General features: G+C 45.6%; 16 protein-coding genes. 6 read left to right on the top strand and 10 right to left on the bottom strand.

The genetic code is table 11. The annotated features are described in order from the left end of the window. Positions 1–107: 107 nt before the first annotated feature. Positions 108–788 carry a DNA mismatch repair endonuclease MutH gene (gene mutH / locus DN599_RS05540; RefSeq protein WP_110456609.1) on the top strand — a complete coding sequence of 227 codons (681 nt, stop codon included), beginning with the start codon at positions 108–110 and terminating at the stop codon, positions 786–788. A gap of 126 nt (positions 789–914) precedes the next feature. On the opposite strand, the gene DN599_RS18615 is transcribed toward mutH, so the two are convergent. Then, entirely contained in the window at positions 915–1,079 is a 165-nt protein-coding gene (locus DN599_RS18615; RefSeq protein ID WP_162599153.1) for a hypothetical protein, read from the bottom strand. 400 nt (positions 1,080–1,479) lie between these two features. On the opposite strand from DN599_RS18615, the gene DN599_RS05545 reads away from it, so the two are divergent. Beyond that, positions 1,480–2,559, top strand: a complete 1,080-nt coding sequence (locus DN599_RS05545; protein ID WP_110456610.1) for an adenylate/guanylate cyclase domain-containing protein — start codon at positions 1,480–1,482, stop codon at positions 2,557–2,559. A 1-nt stretch (position 2,560) separates the two neighbouring features. Here DN599_RS05545 and oxyR read toward each other — a convergent pair whose 3' ends face one another. The 3 genes from oxyR to mnmL all read right to left on the bottom strand — a co-directional run bounded on the left by oxyR (position 2,561) and on the right by mnmL (position 5,268). Next, positions 2,561–3,472, bottom strand: a complete 912-nt coding sequence (gene oxyR / locus DN599_RS05550) for a hydrogen peroxide-inducible genes transcriptional activator OxyR (RefSeq protein ID WP_110456611.1) — start codon at positions 3,470–3,472, stop codon at positions 2,561–2,563. A gap of 181 nt (positions 3,473–3,653) precedes the next feature. Further along, positions 3,654–4,019 carry an Hpt domain-containing protein gene (locus DN599_RS05555; protein WP_110456612.1) on the bottom strand — a complete coding sequence of 122 codons (366 nt, stop codon included), beginning with the start codon at positions 4,017–4,019 and terminating at the stop codon, positions 3,654–3,656. A 322-nt stretch (positions 4,020–4,341) separates the two neighbouring features. Beyond that, positions 4,342–5,268 carry a tRNA modification radical SAM protein MnmL/YtqA gene (gene mnmL / locus DN599_RS05560; RefSeq protein ID WP_110456613.1) on the bottom strand — a complete coding sequence of 309 codons (927 nt, stop codon included), beginning with the start codon at positions 5,266–5,268 and terminating at the stop codon, positions 4,342–4,344. A 480-nt stretch (positions 5,269–5,748) separates the two neighbouring features. On the opposite strand from mnmL, the gene gltB reads away from it, so the two are divergent. The 4 genes from gltB (at position 5,749) to gapS6b (ending at position 16,895) form a co-directional block, all read left to right on the top strand. Then, positions 5,749–10,197: a glutamate synthase large subunit gene (gene gltB / locus DN599_RS05565; protein WP_110456614.1), complete on the top strand. Its 4,449-nt coding sequence runs from the start codon at positions 5,749–5,751 to the stop codon at positions 10,195–10,197. 6 nt (positions 10,198–10,203) lie between these two features. Continuing rightward, on the top strand, positions 10,204–11,613 hold the full coding sequence (locus tag DN599_RS05570) for an FAD-dependent oxidoreductase (protein WP_110456615.1): 1,410 nt from the start codon (positions 10,204–10,206) through the stop codon (positions 11,611–11,613). A gap of 1,626 nt (positions 11,614–13,239) precedes the next feature. Further along, positions 13,240–13,614 carry a GapS6a family protein gene (gapS6a, locus tag DN599_RS05575; RefSeq protein ID WP_110456616.1) on the top strand — a complete coding sequence of 125 codons (375 nt, stop codon included), beginning with the start codon at positions 13,240–13,242 and terminating at the stop codon, positions 13,612–13,614. Positions 13,615–13,619: 5 nt separating this feature from the next. Further along, positions 13,620–16,895: a GapS6b family protein gene (gene gapS6b, locus DN599_RS05580; protein ID WP_110456617.1), complete on the top strand. Its 3,276-nt coding sequence runs from the start codon at positions 13,620–13,622 to the stop codon at positions 16,893–16,895. Between the two features lie 932 nt (positions 16,896–17,827). On the opposite strand, the gene DN599_RS05585 is transcribed toward gapS6b, so the two are convergent. The 6 genes from DN599_RS05585 to tig all read right to left on the bottom strand — a co-directional run bounded on the left by DN599_RS05585 (position 17,828) and on the right by tig (position 26,294). Beyond that, positions 17,828–19,693 (bottom strand): SurA N-terminal domain-containing protein, encoded by a 1,866-nt coding sequence (locus tag DN599_RS05585; protein WP_110456618.1) that lies wholly within the window; start codon positions 19,691–19,693, stop codon positions 17,828–17,830. Positions 19,694–19,910: 217 nt separating this feature from the next. Beyond that, positions 19,911–20,183: an HU family DNA-binding protein gene (locus DN599_RS05590; protein WP_011866302.1), complete on the bottom strand. Its 273-nt coding sequence runs from the start codon at positions 20,181–20,183 to the stop codon at positions 19,911–19,913. A 258-nt stretch (positions 20,184–20,441) separates the two neighbouring features. Beyond that, positions 20,442–22,799 carry an endopeptidase La gene (gene lon / locus DN599_RS05595; protein ID WP_110456619.1) on the bottom strand — a complete coding sequence of 786 codons (2,358 nt, stop codon included), beginning with the start codon at positions 22,797–22,799 and terminating at the stop codon, positions 20,442–20,444. A 126-nt stretch (positions 22,800–22,925) separates the two neighbouring features. Continuing rightward, positions 22,926–24,206: an ATP-dependent protease ATP-binding subunit ClpX gene (gene clpX, locus DN599_RS05600; protein ID WP_110456620.1), complete on the bottom strand. Its 1,281-nt coding sequence runs from the start codon at positions 24,204–24,206 to the stop codon at positions 22,926–22,928. 82 nt (positions 24,207–24,288) lie between these two features. Then, positions 24,289–24,900, bottom strand: a complete 612-nt coding sequence (gene clpP / locus DN599_RS05605) for an ATP-dependent Clp endopeptidase proteolytic subunit ClpP (RefSeq protein ID WP_110456621.1) — start codon at positions 24,898–24,900, stop codon at positions 24,289–24,291. A gap of 89 nt (positions 24,901–24,989) precedes the next feature. Further along, positions 24,990–26,294, bottom strand: a complete 1,305-nt coding sequence (gene tig, locus DN599_RS05610) for a trigger factor (protein WP_110456622.1) — start codon at positions 26,292–26,294, stop codon at positions 24,990–24,992. Between the last annotated feature and the right edge of the window lie 26 nt (positions 26,295–26,320).

The following is a 26,320-nucleotide window of genomic DNA, read 5'->3' on the forward strand; positions in this document are numbered from 1 at the left end:
CAATTATACACTTACACTAAGCTTGCTCTCTTTTTATATCATAACTGCGAGTGCGAGCAGTTTTTGACCGCGTTGGCTAAATGACATAACTACAGTAAAATCGAGCCATGACAAACACACCACGCCCCCCATTATCACTTAACGAACTGATGCAACGCGCCCAAGACATGGCCGGTTTAAGCCTAGGCCAACTGGCAGAGTTACATCATATTCGTGTACCGACTGATCTCAAGCGAGACAAAGGTTGGATTGGCCAACTTATCGAACATGAACTAGGCGCAATTGCAGGCTCTAAGCCTGAGCAAGACTTCCTGCACCTAGGCGTCGAACTTAAAACGATTCCGGTAGATGAAACGGGTAAGCCCATGGAGACTACTTACGTTACCGTGGCACCACTGGTCAATATTCAGGGACTTAGTTGGCAACAAAGCTTAGTGTTTCACAAGTTGCAACGAGTCTTGTGGATCCCAGTAGAGGGAATACGAAGCAAACCTGTTAGTGACAGACAAATCGGTATGCCTATCCTGTGGACACCGTCAGAGCAAGAGTTTGCTCAGATCCGCCAGGATTGGGAGGAGATAATGGAATTAATTGCGCTAGGTAAAGTCGAACAGATCACGGCTCGTCACGGCGAAGTGTTACAACTGCGTCCCAAAGGAGCCAATAGTCGCTCCTTGACCCAAAGCATTGCTGCCGACGGTAATATTAAGCTAACCAATCCAAGAGGATTTTATTTAAAAATCCCCTTCACCCAGCAGATACTCAATAACTATTTAGCTGGGAATTGATTTGAGCGGAAATTGATGTTGTTTCAAGATCGGTGTCCATAAAACGACGCTGTGCCTCTACTACTAACTAAATAGTGCCTAGTACCAGCACCGATAATGACGACTATCCAATACAGTTAAACCCATTCACTCAATGGCAAACGCAGCCAGCAATGAATAATGCAGTGACGATTTATTTCCGTGATCAACCCATTGACGATTAAATACCGTGACCGTCAAGTTCAGTGACCATAAAATGCCGTGATGATGAAACAGCGATGAAGCATCACTCAAATCATGGCACTTCCTCACGCCGATTACTCCACACTGTATCCGCTAAAATTCAGCCAAAATCTTCCACCACAGCGCACTCATAACAGCCATCCGCTTGCCAGCCTTAATCATATTTGTCTCATCGCTATGACCCCATAACGGTGAATTATTACAGCAAAGTATGACAGAGCTAAATCTACTAATAGCCATCATCACAACAACTTATGCTAATTTAGCTAGCTACGATGGAGCACAATTGAGTACATATATTCGCCAATTGTGAATGCGATATCCACAATGCTTAGCCTAGACAGCAGCTTTTTGAGTACAACTCAACTTCATTTGACTTAGATCACAAATATCACTGGAAATTGTAGGTCGGTTTTCTATACACTAGCGCATTCTGAGATATTAGTAGTATTAAGGTTTATTCTTTACCGTGAGAGCGCGCAGACAAGCAAAGAAGCTGATTTTTGCCATTTTCGCTTGGACAATCGCTATGGCGGCCTTTGTCTTTTTTCGCTATGCCCAAACCCCAGAGTTACCGCAATGGGCTGTGGGTAGTGCCGATCTAGCGACGCTTGCTATTTATATGGGGATTATTTTTGGCAGCTTGCACTGGATGTCAAACATCATCGCTGAATTTAGCGCCATTAACCGCTTACCTTATCTATTTTCAGTTATTTTTAAAGGGCTATTTTTACTGCTAGGTGCAACAACGCTGGCCTACATTACCCAATATTTGAATATGTGGGCCATCGAGAATCATATGACCACTCTGCGTCAAATGCTCACCGCCCACATCTTGTATAGCCCATCCTTTCAAGCATTGATCATCTACTTGGTCGCCGTACGCTTTGGCTTAGCCTTTATCGAACAGATGGCCCTATTAGTCGGCCCCAAAGTACTGCTTAATATCGGCTTAGGAAAATACCATAGACCACGATATGAACAACGACTGTTTTTATATCTCGATATGGTCGCCTCCACTACCCATGCCGAGTCGCTAGGCGATTATCGTTTTAGCCGCCTCATTCAAGATTGCTTTAGCTTATTATCGGATACAGTTGTCAACAATGATGCCGAAATTTATCGCTATATGGGGGATGCGGTGCTGATCTATTGGCCACTTGAGGAAGGTATCGTTCACGATCGCAGTTTTAATATCTATTATGAGTTCAGCCAGCAGCTCAATTGGCAACGTCAATATTTCGAAGAGCAATATGGCTTTGTGCCTAAATTTAAAGCCGCCGCCCATTGCGGCCAAGTTGTAGCGGCTGTGGTTGGAGTGCAAAAACAGGAGATAAGCTTCTTCAGTGATGTACTCAATACCCTCGCCAGACTGCAAGACCAATGTAACCCTCTAGGGCAACGTATGTTGATCTCAGGAGCACTGCATTCTCAATTGGATATCTGCGAAAGCGGTTATGAATTTAATCATTTAGGCCCGATAAAGCTGAAGGGAAAACAACACTCTATTGAAGTGTTTGGCGTCTCCCCTCGAGGCTCAAATAGCTAGTTTAAGGGTGTTGTGGAGCCAGTAAGTTTTCAATTGCCTTGCCTAAGGTTCTAAAGGTCATAATACGGCTCGAGGTTTGACGCCACACTAAACCAATATCACGATAAGGCGCTTCACCAGGTGGTGTCATGGCGAGTAAATCGGTATCTTTTAAAATACCCGCATCGATTGCCATTTGGGGCAAAAATGTCGTACCTAATTTACTGTCCACCATCTGCACGAGTGTATGTAAACTGGTTGCCGCAAACGGGTTTATCTTGTCACTATCTCCCAAGCGGCACGCACTAATCGCATGCCCTGTAATACAGTGCTCCGATTGCAGTAAGAAAATACTCTCATCGGGTAACGCCTTATAATCTATGGGCTGGGTAAGATCTGATGATAACTCGCGATGCATCACCAGCTTAAAGGGATCGATCCCAACCTTCATGCTGTGGTAACCACTGGTATCCGCTGGCAATGCCAATAACAATAAATCTAACTCTCCCTTACCCAATGCATCGAGTAAACGCTCGGTGGTATCTTCTTTTAAAAATAGGGTTAAATTTGGGTAACTGGCCTGACAGTGCTTAACAACTCGACTGAGTAAAAATGGCGCAATGGTTGGAATACAACCCAGACGGATTTCTCCGGTCATTGGCTCACCTTGATGCTTAACCAGCTCGACTAAATCGTCTACATCGGTGAGTAATTTGCGCGAGCGTAATACCACCTCTTCACCTATGGCGGTGAAGATAAACGATTTATGATCGCGCTCAATCAACTGATGCCCCAATTGCTCTTCTAAATTTTGGATCCCGCTAGAGAGCGTCGACTGGCTAACATGGCACAATTTAGCCGCACGATTAAAGTTCTGCTCTTGGTGCAAATTCACCAGATAATAGAGGTTTTTAAGACTCGGCAAATGTTTCATAAAATCGATTACCAACCTATTTTTATATTCAAATACTCAATCTAAGTCTAATCTAACATAACCGCTCACAAGATGGCTGCAGTATTTCCCCCAAACTGTGAGCATCGCCGCTATCGACAATTTTTTAGCATAAAAAAAGCCCCCGATGATGACTCATCGAGGGCTTTTTCATCGGCTAAGGTTAGCCTTTAGCTTGTAAATACTGTTTTAGCTGGGCTAAATCATCACTGGCATTATCGACAATCACTTGTAACCAAGCGTTGTGACTTGCGGGCCACTCAGGAGACTCACCATGTTGCAGCAACTGAGCAAACTCTTGAATACGCTTTAGACCGACAGAGCCAGCAGCACCTTTAAATTTATGAGCCTCTGAACACAAGGTGTCTTTATCTTGCGCTGCGCTGGCATTAACTAAGTTGCCGACATACTCAGGCATAAGCTGCTCAAATAAGACGACACTTTTTAGCAAGGTACTGGCACCAATTGCGCTGCAGTATTGCTCTAGAGTGTTAAGATCCAAAATTGATTCTAACTCAGCTGTCGCCATATTAAGACACCTCTCAAATTTAATGCTTATTTTCTAATACTGTTCATTCACTTCATAATACCGCCAATTATGACCTGTGCAACTAACTTGAGCACGAGACGTGAAAAAAGCATCACAATTAACAACTAGGCAACACCACATTAAAGCTATTGCATAATAATTACTGTTAACGCGTAAATTATGCAAATAAGCGATAGCGAATAGCGCTGAAAAAATACACTTTAGCGATTAATAGCACCGCAAAAGCCGTAACCACTTAATCGAGATTCAACAAATTGTAGCCAAGGCAGATGCGTTATCACTCGACGAATTGAAATCCTATTTAGAATAAACATGCTGCTTGGGACAAATAATGACCTTGGCCGCCATTTTTGGCTAAGTTATCAACAATAGCAACCAACCCATCCCAGCGAAAACCGCACCAATCTGGTGCCAATAACATAGGTTTTTTAGCGTAAGCCGTCACCCGATGAAACACGACATCCTTTGGAGTAAAACGGATTAACTCTGCAGCACTATAAGCATATTCAGCCTGAGACAGCAGCGGTAATCGCCCCGCTCTCCAAGCCTTGGCCATAGTGCTGCCCTCGACAATATGCAATGGATGCAACTTTAACCCATCAACGCCAACGCTAAGCACCGCCTTATGGGTCGCGATATAATCTTCATGGGTTTCACCCGGTAATCCTAGAATCAGGTGAGTGCATACCTTAAGCCCCGCAAGCCTTGCGCGGTGCACCGTATCTTGATATTCATCAAAACCATGGCCACGATTAATCCGCTTTAAAGTTGCCGGATTAGCGCTCTGTAACCCCAACTCTAACCACACCTCAAGCCCTTGGCGTTGATATTGAGCCAACAGTTCAATCACCTCATCGGGTACACAATCAGGTCGAGTCCCGACGCATAGGCCGACAATATCACTCTCTTTTATCGCTTCATCATACTTTTGCTTAAGTACCTTATATTCATCATAAGTACTGGTATAGGCTTGAAAATAAGCGATAAACTTTGACGATTTCCCCTGAGCACGGGCACGCCCCTGAGCCAATTGTTCGCCGATAGTCTCTATCGTCCCATGTTCGTGGTTAAAGGAAGCAACATTGCAGAAGGTGCAGCCGCCACGTCCAAGTGAACCATCGCGGTTGGGGCAGGTAAATTTGGCATCTATGGTTAACTTTTTTAACCGCTGGCCAAACTGTTGCCGGCACTGCACTCCAAAGGTATTTACGTAGCTATCTAGTCCCACAGGGTTGTCTCTATCAATAAATGGCGCGATATTTTAGCTAATCTCAATCCAATAAACCTTGGTCTATCTCAAACAAGCTTCACTTCCCCCCCTTCACCTCAATCACAAACAAGCGCCATATCACAGGCTAACCCAGTGATAGTGTCACCCTTGTTATTATGTTAAAAAATTCACTGTATCTGCAATAAAAATCACTTTTCCAAAAATAATATCAACCCGACAGATTGTTAAATCCAAGTAAAACAAAATAAGCGTCAATATCAAAATTCTTTTTATTCATAATGTTATAGGATTAAATTTACAGTTAACGTTAACGTAAAGTAGCAACTCCATGTCTATAAATCACATTTAACTCGCCAACTTTTATGCATAAATTTGGATTGACCTTTTATCAGGCTAAAGTTAATTTGGTTGGTTCGGGTGTATAGCAATCGTAACTTCCCCGACGTGTTTTAGTTAGTAGTATTAGGGAGTTTTTATATGAGCTTGTATCACCCCAGTTTTGAACGGGATAACTGTGGCTTTGGCTTAATCGCCCAGATGGATGGCGAAGCCAGCCATAGAATAGTACGAACTGCGATCCACGGTCTCGACCGTATGAAGCATCGCGGTGGTATTGCTGCAGACGGCCGTACAGGCGATGGCTGTGGTTTGCTTATGCAACTTCCCATTAAATTTTTCGAAGCCATAGCCGCTGAAAATGACTGGCACCTTAGCCGTAAATTCGCGGTAGGTATGCTGTTTTTAAGCCAAGATGAACAACTAGCAGCACAAACTAAACACTTACTCGAACGTGAATTAGAAAAAGAAACCTTAAGTGTTGCTGGTTGGCGTGAAGTCCCGGTTGATGCCGACGTACTGGGGCCGATTGGCCAAGCGAGCCAACCACAGATCTGGCAAGTATTAATTAACGCCCCTATCGGCTGGCGTGAAAAAGATTTAGAACGACGCCTGTATATGGCGCGTCGCCGTCTTGAACAGCAGATGAGCGACTGCAAAGATTTTTATGTTGCCAGCCTTTCAGGCCAAGTCATCGTCTACAAAGGGTTAATGATGCCTGCAGATCTGCCAGCCTTCTACCCAGATCTGGCCGACATCCGCCTGCAAAGCTCTATTTGCCTATTTCATCAACGCTTTTCAACCAATACCTCACCCAAGTGGCCATTGGCACAACCGTTTCGTTATTTAGCCCACAACGGCGAAATCAATACCATTACTGGTAACCGCCAATGGGCACGAGCGCGCGCTTATAAGTTCAATGCGCCTTTGCTGCCCGATCTGCAGCAAGCGGCGCCCTTTGTCAACGAGACAGGCTCAGACTCCTCCTCACTGGATAATATGCTCGAAATGCTATTAGCTGGCGGCATGGATCTGTACCGCGCCATGCGCTTACTGATCCCACCCGCTTGGCAGAGTAATCCAGAGATGGATGATGAGCTCAAGGCGTTTTACGACTTTAACTCCATGCATATGGAGCCTTGGGATGGCCCAGCAGGCATCGTCATGACCAATGGGCGTCACGCGGCTTGCGCCGTCGACCGTAATGGTCTGCGCCCCTCGCGTTATGTGATCACCAAAGATCGTATTTTAACCCTCGCCTCTGAGATTGGTATTTGGGATTACGCCCCCGACGAAGTGGTCGAAAAAGGCCGCGTAGGCCCGGGTGAACTATTGGTGCTCGACACTCTTAACGGTCAGCTCTACTCCTCATTTGAAATCGATAACGATCTCAAGCGTCGCCATCCCTACAAAGAGTGGATGGCCAAAAACAGCCAAACCTTGATCCCTGCCGAGCAGATGCCAGTTGAAGCTCAAGGGGTTTGCGAGTTTTCAGCCGACACTTTAGTGCAATACCAAAAGCAATTTGGTTATTCACGCGAAGAGCTCGAACAGGTAATTTGGGTGCTCGCCGATAAAGGCGAAGAGGCCACAGGCTCCATGGGTGATGACACCCCAATGGCGGTGTTATCGAAGCAATCACGCACCCTGTATGACTATTTTAGGCAAAAGTTTGCTCAGGTCACCAATCCCCCTATCGATCCACTGCGCGAAAAACATGTGATGTCGCTTGCCACCTGTATTGGCCGCGAACAAAACCTGTTTAACGAAACCACAGGCCATGCCTATCGAGTGATGTTTAACTCACCTATTTTGCTCTTTAGTGATTTCAATCAGCTATTAGCCTTAGACTCGAGTAACTATCGCGCCAAGACCATTGACCTTAATTATGATCTGTCTGAGGGGCTAGAAGCCGCCATCATTCGCATCTGCGATGAAGCTGAGCGCTTAGCCCGCACCGGCACCACGCTGCTCATTTTATCAGACCGAGCCACCGACAAGCGCAAGCAAGTGATCCCAGCCGCCATGGCGGTGGGCGCAGTACAAAAGGTATTAGTCGACAAAAGCTTACGCTGCGACACAAACATCATTGTTGAAACCGCATCGGCGCGCGATCCACATCACTTTGCGGTATTGCTTGGCTTTGGGGCCACCGCCATCTATCCCTATTTGGCCTACGAGAGCACCTCAGCTCTGGCCGCAACACGCGGGATCAGCGAAACCCAGCGCTTAATGCTCAACTTCCGCCAAGGCATAGACAAAGGCCTGCGCAAGATCATGTCTAAGATGGGCATCAGCACAGTAGGCTCTTATCGCTGCAGTCAGCAGTTTGAAGCCATAGGCTTATCATCGAGCGTGGTCGACTTGTGCTTCAATGGCGTGATTAGCCGTATCGAAGGGGCCAACTTTGACCTGCTAGAGCAAGATCAACAGAAGCTGCAAAAACGGGCATTCCAGCCACACCAACCGCTGCCTCAAGGTGGGCTGCTTAAGTATGTTGAAGGCGGCGAATACCACTGCTTCAACCCTGATGTGGTCAATACCCTGCAAGCCTGCTTACGCGATAAGGATTACCAAGGTTATAAACGCTTTACCCAACTGGTGGATGACAGACCCGTGGCGACCCTGCGTGACCTGTTGAAAGTGACCGCCAGCCAAAGCCCGGTCAATATCGATACCGTCGAAGCCGCACAAACCCTCTACCCACGCTTTGACAGCGCCGCCATGAGCATCGGGGCGCTTAGCCCTGAAGCCCATGAGGCGCTAGCTGTCGCCATGAACCGTCTTGGTGGGCGCTCAAATTCTGGCGAAGGCGGCGAAGATCCACGCCGCTTTAACTCGGAGCGCAACTCAGCCATTAAGCAAATTGCCTCGGGGCGTTTTGGCGTGACCGCGCACTACTTAGTTAACGCCGAAGTGCTACAGATTAAGGTGGCTCAAGGCGCTAAGCCCGGTGAAGGTGGACAGCTACCGGGTGATAAGGTCAGCGTCGAAATTGCTGCGCTGCGTAATGCCCGCCCAGGTGTCACTCTGATTTCGCCGCCGCCACATCATGATATCTACTCGATTGAAGATTTGGCGCAGCTGATATTTGACCTAAAACAGATCAACCCTAAGGCGATGATCTCGGTCAAACTGGTATCAGAACCCGGCGTGGGCACCATTGCCACCGGCGTTGCTAAAGCCTACGCCGATATGATCACCATCTCAGGCTACGATGGCGGTACCGGCGCCAGCCCTATCACTTCGGTGAAATATGCTGGTAGCCCATGGGAGCTAGGGCTTGCCGAAGTGCATCAGTCGCTGGTAGCTAATGGCTTACGCCATAAAATTCGTCTCCAGGTCGATGGCGGGCTCAAAACCGGCACAGATGTGATTAAAGCGGCACTGCTCGGAGCTGAAACCTTTGGTTTTGGTACCGTACCCATGATAGCGCTAGGGTGTAAATACCTGCGTATCTGCCACCTAAACAACTGCGCGACCGGTGTTGCCACGCAAAATAAACAACTGCGAGATAACCACTATCACGGCTTGCCAGAGCGGGTGATGACCTACTTTGAGTTTATGGCCCAAGAAATTCGTGAATGGATGGCCGCCTTAGGCGTCACCGAATTTGAACAACTTGTCGGCCGTAGCGAGTGGCTCAGTGCCCTTGAAGGCACAACGCCTAAGCAGCAACAGTTAGATCTGTCGGCCATTTTACATAAACCCGTCGTGCCCACAGGTTGTGCACTCACGTGGCAGGAGACCAACCCCACGGCGGATAAAGGCGAACTCAACCAAGCGATTGTGGCAGCCGCTAAAACGGCGGTTGAGCAAGGCGAACCTTTTGAAGGCCGCTTTGAGATCAACAACACCGACCGCTCTGTAGGCGCCGCACTTTCAGGCCATATTGCCACGACCGTTGGCCTTAAAGGGGCCAAGGCCCCCATCAAGCTCAACTTTAGCGGCAGTGCAGGCCAAAGCTTTGGGGTATGGAACGCCCCCGGGCTGTCGCTCAATCTGTGTGGCGATGCTAACGACTATGTTGGTAAAGGTATGTCTGGTGGCAAGATCACCATCTATCCGGCTATTGGCAGCATGTTCCAAAGCGAAAAGAGCGTCATTATCGGTAACACCTGCCTCTACGGTGCTAGCGGCGGTAAGCTGTTTGCAGCTGGCCAAGCGGGTGAACGTTTTGGCGTACGTAACTCTGGCGCGATTGCCGTCGTCGAGGGCGTTGGCGATAACGGCTGTGAATACATGACCGGCGGCATCGTCTTGGTGCTGGGTAAGACAGGGGTTAACTTTGGCGCAGGGATGACCGGCGGATTTGCCTACGTGTTTGATCGCTTCGGCCACTTCAACCGCCGCGTGAATACCGACATGGTCGACACCCATAAGGTCGACTCGGCCATTCAACAGCAACATCTTAAAGGCCTGATAGAGGAACATTTGGCCGAAACCGGCAGTGAACACGCTAAGATGTTATTAAATGATTTTGAAAACTGGATCGATTGCTTCGTATTGGTTAAGCCGAAAAATATTGCGCTTAATGATCTGTTACGACTCGAGCAATCGGATACAGCACTTTCAGTAGTAGCGGGGTAACTTCAAATGAGCAATGACTTTCAATTTATTGAAGTAGGCCGTAAAGATCCGACAAAACACCAAGCGGCAAAGCGCGCGACCCAGTTTATCGAGATCTATCAGCCGTTCGCACAGCCACAAGTCGTCGAGCAAGCCGACCGCTGTCTCGACTGTGGTAATCCCTACTGCGAGTGGAAGTGCCCACTGCACAACTATATTCCTAACTGGTTAAAACTGGCGCAGCAGGGACGCATTTTAGAAGCGGCAGAATTAGTCCATGAAACTAACACCCTGCCCGAGATCTGTGGTCGAGTCTGCCCACAAGACAGGCTATGTGAAGGTGCTTGCACCCTCAACGATGAGTTTGGCGCTGTCACCATAGGTAACGTTGAAAAATACATCACCGATACCGCCATCGCCCAAGGCTGGCGCCCAGACATGAGTAAGGTGACCGCCCGCCCTGAGCGCGTGGCGATTATTGGCGCAGGCCCAGCAGGGCTTGGGTGTGCTGATATTCTTGCCCGTAACGGCGTACAAGCTGTGGTGTATGACAAGAACCCGCAAATTGGTGGCCTGCTCACCTATGGTATTCCCGCCTTTAAACTGGACAAAGCGGTCATGGTGACCCGTCGCTCGGTGCTTGAGGGGATGGGGATCGAGTTTAAACTTGGCATCACGGTCGGTGAAGATATCAGCTTCGATAGCCTGCTCGACCAGTACGACGCCGTATTCCTTGGCATGGGAACGTATACGGCGATGCAAGCAGGGCTGGAGAATGAAGATGCCCAAGGCGTCTACCAAGCCCTGCCCTATCTTATCGGTAACACTCACCACATCATGGGGACAGAGTCGAGCGAATCGCCATATTTGAGCCTTGCAGGACAAAAAGTGGTGGTGCTCGGTGGCGGTGATACCGCCATGGATTGCGTGCGCACTGCCATACGCCAAGGCGCCAGTGAGGTCACTTGTGTCTATCGCCGTGACGAAGAAAACATGCCAGGTTCACGCCGCGAGGTGCAAAACGCCCGCGAAGAGGGCATTAACTTCCTGTTCAACCGTCAACCTACCGCCATTAAGACCGAAAACGGGGTGGTGTGCGCCATCGAGTGCGTCGAGACGCAACTTGGTGAGCCCGACGATTCAGGCCGTCGCCGTCCACAGCCTATTGAAGGCAGCGAAAAACTGATTGAGGCCGATGCCATTATCATCGCCTTTGGTTTTCAGCCTAGCCCAGCAAGCTGGCTGGCTGATCACGGTGTAGAACTGGATCAGTGGGGATTGGTGGTCGCGCCGAAGGTAGCCGACAACCCCTTTCAAACCAGCAACCCGAAAGTGTTTGCCGGTGGCGATATGGTGCGCGGCTCTGATCTGGTCGTCACCGCGATTGCCGAAGGTCGCGATGCTGCCATGGGGATATTAAACAGCTTCGAAGCCTAGCCGTTAGGCTGACTGCAAAGGGTTACTTGTGATTGGCACTTTAACTTTGAGTGAAGTTAAAGTGCTTTTTTTTGCCTCGTAAAACGAGGCTGATTTTGAAGGTCGCACCTTCATGGCTACCTATCACCTGCGGTGAGAGTTAACTAAGCGTTAACCTTCGCATTAGCTAATTGCCTGCCGCAGGTGCAGTGCATGGCAGCACCAATGTCGTGATCACAGGGATGTGAAGGAACAACCTCATGTGCAAACACTTCTGCGACACTGTGAGTGAAGCGTAGCTTCGAGCCCACGAACGAGAGACAGGGTGGGCTTGGCGACAGCCATATACTCGTGAACGAGAGACAAGGATGTCGAACTGGCTTTTAGATAGGGATATCGTTGTGAGCCATGCTTGTGGGCTCTACGATGGCATCCCTGCTGGCAAAGGCCGCAGCCGCGTTTACACTTGGTATCGAACGTTTCTTCGATTAAGCAGCATTTGGTGTGAGCTGCTAGTTCAAAAGCTAACTTGGTTATGCCCCAAAGTGTGCAGGCCTTGGAATGAAGGTTTGGCATTTTTTTAAGTTTACTTGAGCAGCGTTATGCTGAATTTTCATTTATTGATGTGCTATGAAAACGCACCTTAATGGCAATTAATAGCCTGCCGCAGGCTTTATGTGCAAGCGCTCTTTTGGCTCGGTGAGTGAAGCATAGCTTCGTGCTTATGAACGAGAGACAGGGATTGTCGAACTGGCTTTTAGATAGGGATATCGTTGTGCGCCATCCCTATACGCTCCACGGCGGCATCTGACCTCCATGGATGGAGGGAATGCCAAAAAATGTAAGGAACATTTTTGGCCATGCCGCCAAGGGCCAAAACCGCGCTTACACCTATCTCTAACGCTTCTTCGATTGGACTTCATTTGATACGACTAGTGAGTTAAAGGCTAAGAAGCTTTTGCTCCAAAGTGTGCTGGTCTTGGAATGAAGAACGATGACATTTGTTTGAGTAGCGGCTGGCTGTATTTTCATTTATTGAAAGTGTTTGAAGGTCGAACCTTCACTGTTATTAATCGCCTATCCGCCGGGGAATGTGCAAGCGCTCTTTTGGCTCGGTGAGTGAAGCATAGCTTCGTGCTTACGAACGAGAGGCATGGATGCCGAACTGGCTTTTAGGCATGGACGTTGTTCAAGCACGTCCGTGTGGGCTCTGCGAAATCATCCATGATTTCGAAGGCCAAAACCGCGCTTACACTTGGTATCGAACGTTTCATCGATTTGACTGCATTTGGTGTGAGTGGCGAGTAGAAAGCTAACTCAGTTTTGCCCCAAAGTGAGTTTCGCAGTTCAAAAGGTAAATAGGGCTAGTGAAGTTTTGGCTATAGAAAAGCTAATCTGAACGGGCCACGTTCAATCTAAAAGTTATGCTTGTCCTATCATTTTTTAGCCCACTCCACTTAATGCAGATCGTTCGCCGATTTAAGCTGAACAGTGGCGATGCAGTAGAAGGTAGAAGAAGCAATGAAGGGGTCTCGGTTTATTCGTGCAAAGACTAATTCTTCTGCAATTTTTGATATGTATTAGTCTGTTCTTTTTTTATGAATGAAGTAAAGTAGCTAATATTTATCAACAAATCTAGGGATTCAAATGGATATACTAACGGCTGCGATTTTGTCAGGACTCATTTATGATGGCGTTAAGTCTGGGGCAGCCTTAGGTGTAGAAATGCTTAAATCAAAACTGCAAGGATGGATTATTGATGAAGACCAGATAAACATGATGGCAGAGCGGCTGAAGGAAGCGGGCATCAATGAAGATTTGGCTCCTCATGCAATTGAGAGAAAAATTACTGAATCTCAACCTTTACTAGATCTTTTGCAACAGATTCGAGCACCGGGTGACGAAACATGCGTAAGCCAAGCCTCAACTGTCGGCCACAACATCCATAGTAGTGGGAGCGGGAATATCTCGGTGGGTAATATCTCTGTCGGTTGTGTTGGAACAAAAAATGGTGATAACTAAAAAATATGCCCAGTCACTCAATAACACAAAAAACAGACATAGGACATAACATTACCGCAGAAGTAGGTGCGTCTGTATCTATCGGTGATTTGGTTATCACTAGCCTTTCTTCAAGCGACTTGGTCAGGTTTTCAAAACAATTACTTCGGTCAATAACTTGTCGTGATTGGAATACAGCGGAAACATACCTAACTAGTGTGAAATCTGTCGGTTCGCTTGATGATGAATGTAGTACTTTGCTTGCATTACTCGAGTATAAGCTAAACCTATGCCAAGGGAATGCCACTCTTATTAACCAGGAGCTTTTTCTTGATTTGCTCCGCAGTCCTCGCTCTGGTTTGGTAATAAAAGATATTGTTGAATCAATATATATTCAGCATTTGTCACTATCGTCTGAAGAGGATGCAATTCACAGGTATAGAAGCTCCCTTCATAAAGGTAGCTATTCAGAAGAGGTATTTTACGAAAGGCTTGCGAATCAAGAGGAACTGGCTCAACGCTTAGAAAGCGGGACATCTGACCTCTATGAGCACGAACTGTGCTCATTGGTTAGGTGTTCAATACGGACTGGAGAATTTCAGTTAGCCGTAGAAGTCGCTGAGAGCTTGCATAACAACTTTTCAAACATTAATAGCAAAATCATACTATCTCTTGCTAAGGCCTACAATCTACATAAGGAGGTGGATGGTCTGCACAACTGGCTGATGAGTAGCCCATTGATGATTGAGCTGGAAGGTCAGATAAATGATTGCCTCGAGCTGGCCAAAAGCTCTAGTGATCACCGAGTGGTGCAAGTTGCAACTATTTTACTTGCTGTTTCATGGTTCCAGAGAACTGATTTGATTAAAATTTGCATGGCTAATATAGGGGAAGCAGAAAAAGTCATTCCTTTGGCTGGAAAGTTTTTAACAGCTCAATCGGATGGGATTAATAGCTGTGTATCAGCCAAGGAAATATTGCGCAAAGATGAGCTAACTATTAGTGAAGATGAATATGTCATAGTTTCGTCTGAGTTTTTCAATGGAACAGTCACAGACCGTGAAGTAAGGAGGTGGTTAGAAAAAGGAGGAAATGTTTCAGCATTAGACTCCCAAGCTAAAACTCTTATGTTCATTATTCTAAATTCAATAGCTTGTGCCCCTGAAGACATCAAACAAAAGTTGAAACTGTCAGGTCTACTTGATGGCTATTTAAAATCTAGCCTTGGCTATATTCATGAATATAGCATACAAGCTATTTACCATTTATGTACACAGCTGATGAGAGTTGAGCTGCCTCTATATGTGGTTCAGTTACTCGAACCTCTTTTACCCATAAATCCATGGGCTTCCCCTGTTTTAAATGTTTATGCTGAGGCTCTATTAGGCTCTGATCAACTTGAAAAATTAGATGCTTTGATTGAGCGTATGGAAGGTGTCGAAGAAAGCTTTAGGTTGCAGGCTGTAAAAATTGAGAGGGTACTACAGGAAAACAATTTTAGGGCGGCAATAGAGCTTACTGAGCGAGCTTTAACTAAGTACCCTGAGTCTTGTTATTACTGGTCTGTGTTGCTTAGAAACCTTGATTTAGCTAACTCCACCACATCTGAAATAGAGATGGCAGTATCAAAAATTCCCAAGAAGATATTAGCGAACTTCTCTGAAGATGGACTTAGGTTGCTCCACTTTATTGCTAAAGGTGATTTGAACTTGGCTGAATCATTCATCCTTGAGTGGTTTATTGATGATCCTGTTGGTATGGCTATACACGTTACCAACTTTCATTTCAATCACATTCACCACGACCAGATAGCGGATGATAGAAGCTACTCCTCAGAAAGGTGCTCTTTGGCGGTCGTTTATAGCTTAGGTAAACGTCAATACACTAAATTACTAGTGGATAATTGTGGCTCAAGTGAATATTTATTGGATTCAAATTGTACCTTAGCCGAGATGTTTGTTGATGCAGATATTGGTGAGGAAGTTAAACTGGGCATCAATCGCTATAAGATCGTTGAGAAACTTCAACCAATAGTTGCTGCGTTTAGAGTATCACTCGATATTAGGCAAGACATAAATACAGGCAATGATTGCTTTCATCAGTTTTCTGTCGAAAGTGGCAATGTAGAAGAAATGTTGGAGCAAATTGAGTCTATATCCAGCGGTGAACGCCTTACAGAAGCTGAGATCGACGGCAAAACGATCCCGCTTCTTATGAGATTAGCTCACACTCACAGAAAAGACCTTGTACGAGGTGCATTGACTTATCTTTGTGACAAAGATAGTAATCGGAATTTTAGCCTTTTTTCCGATGGTGAAGCCATCGAGCATTCAGTGGTTCTAGATGTGCTCTCGTTAGTGTATTTGTCTCTTTCTGGTTTTTGTTACGGCTTAATTAAAACTGGATTAAAAATGTATGTCACGAAAGAGACAATGGAGATTGTTTCTGAGTGGATAAGGCAAACTGGTAGAGCTGATTTTTTGTCTATAGGAAAAGTTGGCGATAGTTTTATAAGAACAACAGCTGAAGACGTTGCAAAAGATAAAACGTTCAAAAATTTAGATATTTTACTGAACAATTGTGAGTTAATTATTCCTGCAAGTATAGATATGCCTGAAACTCTATCTAAATTTCGGGATATGCTCGATGTTTCTCATTACAGCTCACTTAAAGCATCAATATCTCACTCAATTCCGTTTCTCTGTCTCGACTCAATGGTTTGTACATTTTACCGTAGTCTTGAAGTGAAGTTAGCTAATGCCTATCAATTCATGGTAGATATAAATCTAGCTACTTCATCAGACTATAGTCGTCATGTTGAGTGCCACGTTCAGTGTGGTTTAGTTGTTCCCCTAATGCATCAAGATGTGATTGATCTATGTCATCATAAAGAGAGTGGGCAGTATTGGGCTGCTGAAGTCCTTAAATTATATCCTAACAGTTATCCGTCACCAGGTGTTGCACTTCAGGTATTGTCCGAGTGCTGCCTTAAATCGATTTGTTCAGCATATTTGGGAGCTAAAGGTGAGTTTCATTTATTAGAATGGCGATATACTGAGCGTGTTGTAAATGCTTGCTGTAGTTCCGCTATTGTGTGCTTAGAAGGAAAGTCAGCAGAACAGCGCTTTGCATTGTTTATATCTGTAGTGTTAGATGCCCTAAAACCTATGAATGCAATCTCTCGGTGTGCTCTGCTATTTTTTAGATTGTTTGCCAGAGGACATTTTCTAGATAGCAATCAAATCTCTATTGAATTGGACGTTTTATATGCAGCCAACCAAGCTTCTGGAAGAGAACTCTAGCAATATAAATGGATAAGGTTTAAGCAGAATTAAAAATGTAGTCGCATTAAGAGTCTGGTTACTTGCCTAGAGGCCGACTACTGTAAACTTCTAGACCTTTCAGATCTCAACGTTAGATATTGTAATGCGAATAGTAAGGTTTAGAACGGAAACTCTAACAATCTTTTGTCCAAAAACAATTTTGCTTTTAACTATTTTGTAGATACCAATTACGGCTAAATCGAAGAAATAGATAAGCCGGTGTAGGTATGGCGGTGGGGGTTGGTGGCATGGATGCCACCGTCGAGCGTATAGGGATATACTTGCAGCGCCCCACCGAAATACCTGCACGAAAGGCCTGCTGCAGGCAATTGGTTGCCATAAAGGTTAACGCTACCATCAGCGATGTAAAAACCTATTCCGGCAAATGCTACAAGCCAAACAATGCTAACACCTTCATTCGAAGGTCAAGATACTTTTGTCCAAAACCTAGTTAGCTTTTTAACTAGCTACTCGCACGAAATGAAGCAAAATCGAAGAGACAGAATAACCCAGTGTAGATGCGGCTGCGGACGTTGATGGCAGGGATGCCATCGTCGAGCCTCCACGGATGGATTCACGGCGTGTAGCAGCAGTATCTGCACACTCCCTGCCGGACAGGCGATTGATAACATTGAAGATATAAATTTAAAAGACACTCTACCAACACTAACTCAGCCAAATGCAAAATCCAAAAATGCCAACACCGTCATTCGAAGGTCAAGATACTTTTGTCCAAAAACGAGTTAGAGCGACCGTCTGCTTATCGCTCCTTTCAGACATTAATCAAGAGATGCTTCAATGTTAGATAAGGTCACATTCAAAATCTAAAAGTATCAGTTCGTGTATGAGCTACTACACATAAAAAAAAGCCAGAAGATCACGCTTCTGGCTTTTATCAATAACTGGATAATTTACTCAGCTGGGCTATAAACCACTTCGCTTTGTGCTTTTAAAAGGCTTATCACTGCACGGTAATCGCTTTCAGCATACTGTGAATTAAGGCGCTGCTTAATGGCATTGGCCAAGTTATCATCGACAGTCTCAGCAGTATTCACTTTATCGAGCACAATCACTGCATAGCCATTGGCCAAGGCGGCGGTATCAACCACAGGCTCAGCATTTGGCTGTGCCATTTCAAACGCTTTAGTAGTAATAGCATTATCAATGCGTTGATCGAAACGGGTCAGTTGCACTTGAGTGGTTAGCTCAGCTGTGCTCTCACCCGCTTTAATCGCCGCCATCAGTGTTTGAGCCTGCTCACGAGCAATGTCGTTTGCCTTGTCTTGTTTGAGGCGCTCAACAATACTGGCTTTAACTTGCTCTAGGGCTAGCGTTCCTGCTGGCGTATGGGACTTCACTCGCACAACCATCACATGATTTGGACCTAATTCGATAACGTCGCTGTTCATGCCGTCGAGCAATACCGTTTCAGAGAAGGCCGCTTTGATCACTTCAGGCGCGTTAAGCGGCTCTGGGGCATTGTCACGTGAAAACTCTGGGCTAGTTTTAACTGCTACACCCACTTCTTGAGCCGCTTCAGACAAGGTGTCAGGTACTTCATAGCTCACATCGGCTAAGCGTTGCTGCAGACCGTAAAACTGATCCACTGCTTTCTTTTCCATTAACTGGGCGACAATCTGCTGTTTAACATCATCAAATGATGCCGTTGATCCCGCTTGAACATCCAGCAGTTTAATTATGTGAAAACCAAAACTGGTTTTAACCACATCTGAATACTGACCTTCATCTAGCGCGAATAAGGCGCTGTCGAAGGCTGGATCCATGACACCTTGTTCAAACCAATCAAGTTTACCTCCTTGCTCTGCACTAAAGGTATCATCTGACTCAGTTTGGGCTAAGGTGGCAAAATCCTCACCAGCTTCTAACTTAGCATAGATAGCATCGGCTTTAGCTTTAGCCGCCGTATCATCATCACCAAAATTAACTAAAATATGCCCTGCAAGACGTTTTTCAGGCTGCAGGTATTGCACCTTATGTTCGTCGTAATAGGTTTTAGCCTCTTCGTCGGTGACACTATGTCCACTGGCCATATCTGCAGCATTAAGCTCGATATAATCGAGTGATACAGTTTCTGGTCGCACAAATTGATGCTGGTTGGCCTGATAGTAGCTATCTACTTCCTCATCAGGCACGCTTACTTGTTCAAGTAGCGGTGTTGCATCAACAACGTGATAACGGATATCACGGGTTTGCGCCTGAATAGTGGCTAAGTAATTAACTTCACCTGGTAATACAAATTCAGAACCCACCAATGAAGCCACTAACTGGCGACGAGTCATATCGACACGCATCATGTCGCGGAAACTGTTTACTTGGTAACCCAGCTGACGAATAAGTGCCAGATAGCGGTCATTATCGAACTGGCCGTCAGTTTGAAAGGCTGGCTCGTTAATAATCGCGTTTTTGATCTGCTCATCAGAGACGGTCAAGCCTAAATCTGCTGCCGCCTGATCGATAAGCTTATCGGCAACCAAACGCTCTAATACACTTTGTTTTACGCTTGCTAAGTAAGTTTCATTACTGGCAAGTGCATCATACATTTCACCCAGTTGCTGCTCTAATCGAGCACGCTCGCTTTGATAGGCTTGTTCCAACGCTGAGTTACTGATCTCTTCGCCGTTTACGGTGGCGGCTACAGGCTCAGATGATGATCCTAAATAGCTGCTCACGCCAGTAAATGCAAAGGATAGTATTACAAGTACGAGAATGCTTTTTGCAATCACGCCCTGTGAGCCTTCGCGAATCTTTTCTAACATCAGATTTCTCGCTCGTTACTAAAAATAAAAAGGCGCATCACTTGATAGGATGCGCCTTCTATGTAAATTGTCAGACCTAGTTATACATTACGTAAGTTAGGCCAACGGCATGATAATGACGATTACATTATCAAAACACTTACTCGGTAAAAAGCACTGTTTAAACAGTGCTTATCGGCGTGTAAGGTTTACAAAGGCCACCTTGACTAAGTTTATCTTAGTTTACAGCGTCTTTAAGTGCTTTACCTGCTTTGAACGCAGGAATGTTTGCCGCTGCAATCTTGATCTCTTTACCCGTCTGTGGGTTACGACCAGTACGCTCTGCACGTTGACGAACTTCAAAAGTACCAAAACCAACTAGAGAAATTTTATCGCCATCTTTAAGGCCGTCTGTCACAGCAGAAATAAAAGAATCTAGAGCACGGCCTGCTGCCGCTTTAGAAATATCAGCACCAGATGCGATTTTCTCGATTAGTTCAGATTTGTTCATGTCATCCCCTTGAATTTAATTTTGTGCGCCGCAACCAAATCCTTGTCTAGAGCGGTCTGCGGTGGCTTTTATAACAAGCTTGATCCTAAAGTTCAAGCCAAATAGGAAAACCTAAGAAATAAAATTGGAATAAGCTAAAAACCAGTAGCGCCAAGGCCTGTAGCTAAAAAGCTATCCACCGACCTAGGCTACCACAGGTTAGGATTTTAGAAAGCCCCTTTTTGCATTTTTTTTAATGCAAATAAGCATTTTCTTGCGTTAGCCCAAATTTTTAACAACTTCAAACCCTTCGATTGGTCGTTCTAACGCCAAAGCCAAGACTTCATCGACCCAACGTACCGGCCTGATGTCTAGATCGGCAATCACATTGGCAGGAATTTCTTCTAAATCGCGCTCATTCTCTTTCGGAATAAGCACTAATTTTGTCCCGCCGCGATGGGCTGCAAGCAACTTCTCTTTTAAACCACCAATAGGTAAAACTTCACCACGTAAGGTGATTTCACCTGTCATCGCCACATCGGCCCGTACAGGGTTACCCGTTAAGCTAGACACTAATGCCGTACACATAGCGGCACCAGCAGATGGACCATCTTTAGGTGTCGCACCTTCTGGTACGTGTACATGAATGTCGCGCTTTTCGTAAAAATCAGGGTTAATGCCCAGTTGTTCCGCGCGGGCACGAACCACAGTCATTGCCGCCTGAATCGACTCTTGCATCACATCACCAAGTGAACCAGTGTAAGTTAACTTACCTTTACCTGGTACCGATGTGGCTTCAATAGTGAGCAGATCACCACCCACTTCGGTCCATGCAAGGCCTGTTACTTGGCCAATTTGATTATTTGACTCAGCTTTACCGTAATCAAAGCGCTGTACGCCTAAAAATGATTTCAAATTATCTTGATTTACATCGATATGCTTAACGGATTTATCCAGCAAAATTTGCTTAACCACCTTGCGACAAATCTTAGATAACTCGCGCTCTAACGAACGCACACCAGCTTCGCGGGTATAGTAACGAATGATGCCGATAATGGCGCTGTCTGCTACCGTCACTTCACTGGCTTTCAGGCCGTTACGTTCAATTTGCTTAGGTAACAAATGCTGTTTAGCAATGTTTAGCTTTTCATCTTCAGTGTAACCAGAAAGACGAATCACCTCCATACGGTCAAGCAGTGGACCTGGGATATTCATTGAATTAGAGGTGGCCACAAACATCACATCGGATAGATCGTAATCCACTTCTAAATAGTGATCGCTAAAGGTCGCATTTTGCTCAGGATCGAGTACTTCAAGCAAGGCTGACGCTGGGTCACCACGCATATCTGAACTCATTTTATCGATCTCATCGAGCAAGAACAGCGGATTCTTAACGCCGACTTTCGACATTTTTTGAATCACCTTACCTGGCATCGAGCCAATGTAGGTACGACGATGCCCACGGATCTCCGCCTCATCACGAACGCCACCTAACGCGACACGCACATATTTACGGCCAGTCGCTTTAGCGATGGATTGGCCAAGCGAGGTTTTACCGACCCCTGGTGGTCCAACTAAACATAAAATTGGCCCTTTAAGTTGCTTAACACGGCTCTGCACCGCGAGATACTCTAAAATGCGCTCTTTGACCTTTTCCAAACCAAAATGGTCGGTATCGAGTACATCTTGTGCTTTGGCTAAGTCACGCTTAATTTTAGAGCGTTGTTTCCAAGGCACAGAGATCATCCAGTCGACATAGCTGCGCACGACAGTGGCTTCAGCCGACATTGGCGACATCATCTTCAGCTTATTCAGTTCAGCAACGGCTTTCTCTTTTGCCTCGCTAGGCATGCCAGCTTCGTCAATTTTTTTCGCTAAGGTTTCAAATTCATCATGGGACTCATCGATATCGCCAAGTTCCTTTTGAATCGCCTTCATCTGCTCATTGAGGTAATACTCACGCTGACTCTTTTCCATCTGTTTTTTAACGCGAGAACGGATACGCTTCTCGACTTGTAACAGATCGATTTCAGACTCCATCATGGCCATCAGATATTCGAGTCGCTCAGAAACATTGACCATCTCGAGAATGGTTTGCTTGTCTTCCAGCTTTAATGGCATATGAGCGGCCATGGTATCGGCGAGGCGCGCGGCTTCATCAATACCTGACAGTGAGGTCAACACCTCTGGTGGGATTTTTTTGTTGAGCTTGATATAACCTTCAAATTGACCGAGAGCAGAACGAACCAGAACCTCTTCTTCTTTGTCGGCAATTTGCTCAGACTTTAAATACTCTGCAGTGGCAATAAAGTATTCTGTTTCTTGCGTATACTTTTCAATGCGCGCACGTTGGCCACCTTCTACCAGTACTTTTACCGTACCGTCAGGTAACTTAAGCAATTGTAGGATTGATGCAACAGTACCCACCTCGAAGATATCGTCACTAGTTGGCTCATCTAGTTCAGCATCGCGTTGTGCGACTAAAATAATCTGCTTATCTTGCTCCATCGCCGCCTCTAAGCAACGAATTGATTTTTCCCGACCAACAAAAAGGGGAATAACCATATGAGGATACACCACCACGTCTCTCAGCGGCAGTACAGGGAGTTCGATTCGCGCTTCACGCTCTAAGGTCATAGCTCGATTCCGGTTGCTAACAATATTAATGAGTATATTGGGGTTGATTAATGGGTTTCAATGGCAAACATAAAAAAAGGAGCCCGTCGGACTCCTTAATCATAATTTAGTGCTCTGTTAGGCCAATTATTGTTCGGCAACAGCAGCTTGAGATTCGGTGTTCTCATAAATCAAGATGGGGTCTGATTCGCCGTTTACCACAGATTCATCGATAACCACTTTCACCACATTATCGAGTGATGGTAAATCGTACATGATATCGAGTAACAGGCCTTCTACGATTGAACGTAAACCACGAGCCCCCGTTTTACGGGTCTTCGCTTTTAGCGCAATCGCTTTTAACGCATCTTCTCTAAACTCAAGTTCAACACCTTCCATTTCGAAAAGCGCAGCAAACTGCTTAGTTAATGCGTTTTTAGGCTCAGACAGTATCTGTACTAACGCAGCATCATCGAGTTCTGTTAATGTGGCGAGCACTGGTAAACGCCCGATAAACTCTGGGATCAGACCGTATTTAACGAGATCTTCCGGCTCAACCTGCATCAACATATCTGAGATAGTGGCCTTGTCTGATTCACCTTTAACTTCAGCACCAAAGCCAATGCCGGTACCGACTTGTGAACGCTGCTCAACCACTTTCTCTAAGCCCGCAAATGCACCACCACAGATAAATAAGATCTTTGAAGTATCAACCTGCAAAAACTCTTGCTGAGGGTGCTTACGGCCACCTTGTGGAGGTACAGCGGCAACCGTACCTTCAATCAGCTTAAGCAAAGCTTGCTGCACGCCTTCACCCGACACATCTCGAGTGATCGATGGGTTATCTGACTTACGGCTGATCTTATCAATCTCATCGATATAGACGATACCACGCTGAGCTTTTTCTACATCGTAGTCGCACTTTTGCAAAAGTTTTTGGATGATGTTCTCTACATCTTCACCCACATAACCAGCTTCGGTCAGTGTCGTGGCATCTGCCATGGTGAACGGAACATTTAAGAACCTTGCTAGGGTTTCGGCCAATAAAGTTTTACCGCTACCCGTTGGGCCAATCAGCAAAATATTACTCTTACCGAGCTCGACACCATCTTTAGGAGAAGCATTCTTTAAGCGCTTATAATGGTTGTATACTGCAACCGACAAGACTTTTTTCGCTTTTTCCTGACCGATAACATAATCATCGAGATGCGCTCTGAGATCATGGGGTGTAGGCAGCTTATCTTGTTCAGGCTTAGGTGATATCTCTCTGATCTCTTCGCGGATGATGTCATTACAAAGCTCAACACACTCATCACATACATACACTGAAGGACCAGCAATGAGCTTACGAACCTCATGCTGACTCTTTCCACAAAAAGAGCAGTACAGTAGTTTCCCACTATCACCGTTGCTTTTGTTGTCGCCCATTACTTTACCTCTTTTGCAGTGTCTGGCACTGCATAATTAATCTTACAACCTTTACTGATCATAGCTCAGCAACGGACAATTATCAGCTTCGCTTGTCTAACACAGAGTCAACCAGACCATAGGCTTCAGCCTCTTTGGCGCTCATAAAGTTATCACGATCGGTATCACGTTCGATAACTTCCAAAGGTTGACCTGTGTGATCGGCCAGCATTTGGTTTAATTTATTTTTAATCCCCAAGATCTCTTGCGCATGAATCGCGATATCAGACGCTTGTCCTTGGAAACCACCTAGTGGCTGATGGATCATTACCCGCGAGTTAGGTAAGCAATGACGCTTACCTTCTGCACCACCGGCTAACAAAAATGCGCCCATGCTGGCAGCCTGACCGATACATACCGTGCTGACATTCGGTTTAATGAACTGCATAGTATCATAAATTGCCATACCTGCAGTGACCGAACCACCAGGAGAATTAATATAAAGATAAATATCTTTGTCAGGGCTTTCCGACTCTAAAAACAGTAGTTGTGCAACAATGAGGTTAGCCATGTGCTCTTCAACTTGTCCAACGAGAAAGATCACGCGCTCTTTTAAGAGACGAGAATAGATATCATATGAGCGTTCACCTTTGGCAGTTTGTTCTACGACCATTGGGACAAGTGCATTCAGTACTGATTCTGGTGCATTTAGCATTATTAACTTCCCTAAATAAAAATGGCTCGCATGAGGAGCCTCATACGAGCCATTATAAATGGCTAATAGCCATTTAAGTCAAGCATAGGTTACGCGCGACCGGTAGCCTTGTTCATAAATTCTTCGAAATTGACTTCTTTTTCGGTCACTTTCGCAGATTTTAACAATGCTTCAACGGCTTGCTCTTCTAATGCAACGTTACGCATGTTCTGCATCATCTCTGGATTGTTGTTGTAATACTCAACAACTTCACTTGGATCTTCATATGCAGAAGCCATAGATGCGATAAGCGCTTGTACGCGATCGTCTTCAGCTTTTAGCTCGTTAGCTTTAATCACTTCACCTAGCAGTAGACCTACTTTTACGCGGCGCTCAGCTTGTTCAGTGAATAGATCGGCTGGTAGCTCAGGCATGTTAGCCGCTTGCTGACCAAAACGTTGCATCGCTTGTTGACGCAGGACGTTGACTTCACCGTCGATCAAGGCTTTTGGCAGTTCGATATCATTTTGCTCAAGCAGCCCATTAAGTACTTGCTCTTTAACATTCGCTTTTAGCGCTTGTTCAAGTTCACGGCTCATGTTCTTGCTGATCTCAGCCTTAAGTGCTTCTAAGCCACCTTCAGCAACACCAAACAACTTAGCAAACTCATCGTTGACTTCTGGTAGGTTAGCCGCTTGAACTTCTTTAAGGGTGATTGCAAACTTAGCAACTTTACCTTTTAGGTTTTCAGCATGGTAATCTTCAGGGAAAGTCACTTCAATGTCGAACTCTTCACCGGCTTTGTGACCAACAACACCTGATTCAAAACCAGGGATCATACGGTTACTACCTAGTTGTAGCTCGAAATCTTCAGCTTTACCGCCTTCGAACTCTTCACCGTCGATTGAACCAACAAAGTCGATTTTCGCTTTGTCGCCATCGACAGCTGCACGATCAACCACTTCAAACGTAGCGTGTTGCTTACGTAGAGTTTCGATCATTGCGTCAACATCAGCATCAGTCACTTCAGCTTTAGGCTGTTCAACTTCAATCGCATCTAGACCTTTTAGTTCTACTTCTGGGTAGATCTCAAAAGTCGCTACAAACTGGAAGTTTTCACCGTCAGTTTCGCCAGGAACGAAAGTAGGTGCACCTGCTGGGTTTAACTTTTCAGCGATGATAGCTTCAACAAAGTTACGCTGCATCACTTCACCAGTGATATCTTGACGAATCGCATTGCCGTAACGCTTATTGATCACGCTTACAGGTACTTTACCAGGACGAAAACCAGGAATACGCGCACGCTTGGCTTCATTCTTCAAACTATCAGAGACGGCTTTCTCGATCTGTTCAGCAGGAACAGAAATTGTTAGGCGGCGTTCTAAACCTTGTGTTGTTTCTACAGAAACTTGCATTGTTTTACCTCGAAATATGTCAAACG

The sequence above is a fragment of the Shewanella algidipiscicola genome, assembly GCF_900380485.1.
Classification (GTDB): domain Bacteria; phylum Pseudomonadota; class Gammaproteobacteria; order Enterobacterales; family Shewanellaceae; genus Shewanella; species Shewanella algidipiscicola.

Coding starts and splice junctions, on each gene's coding strand:
- mutH (WP_110456609.1), top strand. CDS start 108: ATGACAAACACACCACGCCCCCCATTATCACTTAACGAACTGATGCAA.
- oxyR (WP_110456611.1), bottom strand. CDS start 3,472: ATGAAACATTTGCCGAGTCTTAAAAACCTCTATTATCTGGTGAATTTG.
- DN599_RS05555 (WP_110456612.1), bottom strand. CDS start 4,019: ATGGCGACAGCTGAGTTAGAATCAATTTTGGATCTTAACACTCTAGAG.
- gltB (WP_110456614.1), top strand. CDS start 5,749: ATGAGCTTGTATCACCCCAGTTTTGAACGGGATAACTGTGGCTTTGGC.
- DN599_RS05570 (WP_110456615.1), top strand. CDS start 10,204: ATGAGCAATGACTTTCAATTTATTGAAGTAGGCCGTAAAGATCCGACA.
- gapS6a (WP_110456616.1), top strand. CDS start 13,240: ATGGATATACTAACGGCTGCGATTTTGTCAGGACTCATTTATGATGGC.
- gapS6b (WP_110456617.1), top strand. CDS start 13,620: ATGCCCAGTCACTCAATAACACAAAAAACAGACATAGGACATAACATT.
- DN599_RS05585 (WP_110456618.1), bottom strand. CDS start 19,693: ATGTTAGAAAAGATTCGCGAAGGCTCACAGGGCGTGATTGCAAAAAGC.
- DN599_RS05590 (WP_011866302.1), bottom strand. CDS start 20,183: ATGAACAAATCTGAACTAATCGAGAAAATCGCATCTGGTGCTGATATT.
- lon (WP_110456619.1), bottom strand. CDS start 22,799: ATGACCTTAGAGCGTGAAGCGCGAATCGAACTCCCTGTACTGCCGCTG.
- clpX (WP_110456620.1), bottom strand. CDS start 24,206: ATGGGCGACAACAAAAGCAACGGTGATAGTGGGAAACTACTGTACTGC.
- clpP (WP_110456621.1), bottom strand. CDS start 24,900: ATGCTAAATGCACCAGAATCAGTACTGAATGCACTTGTCCCAATGGTC.
- tig (WP_110456622.1), bottom strand. CDS start 26,294: ATGCAAGTTTCTGTAGAAACAACACAAGGTTTAGAACGCCGCCTAACA.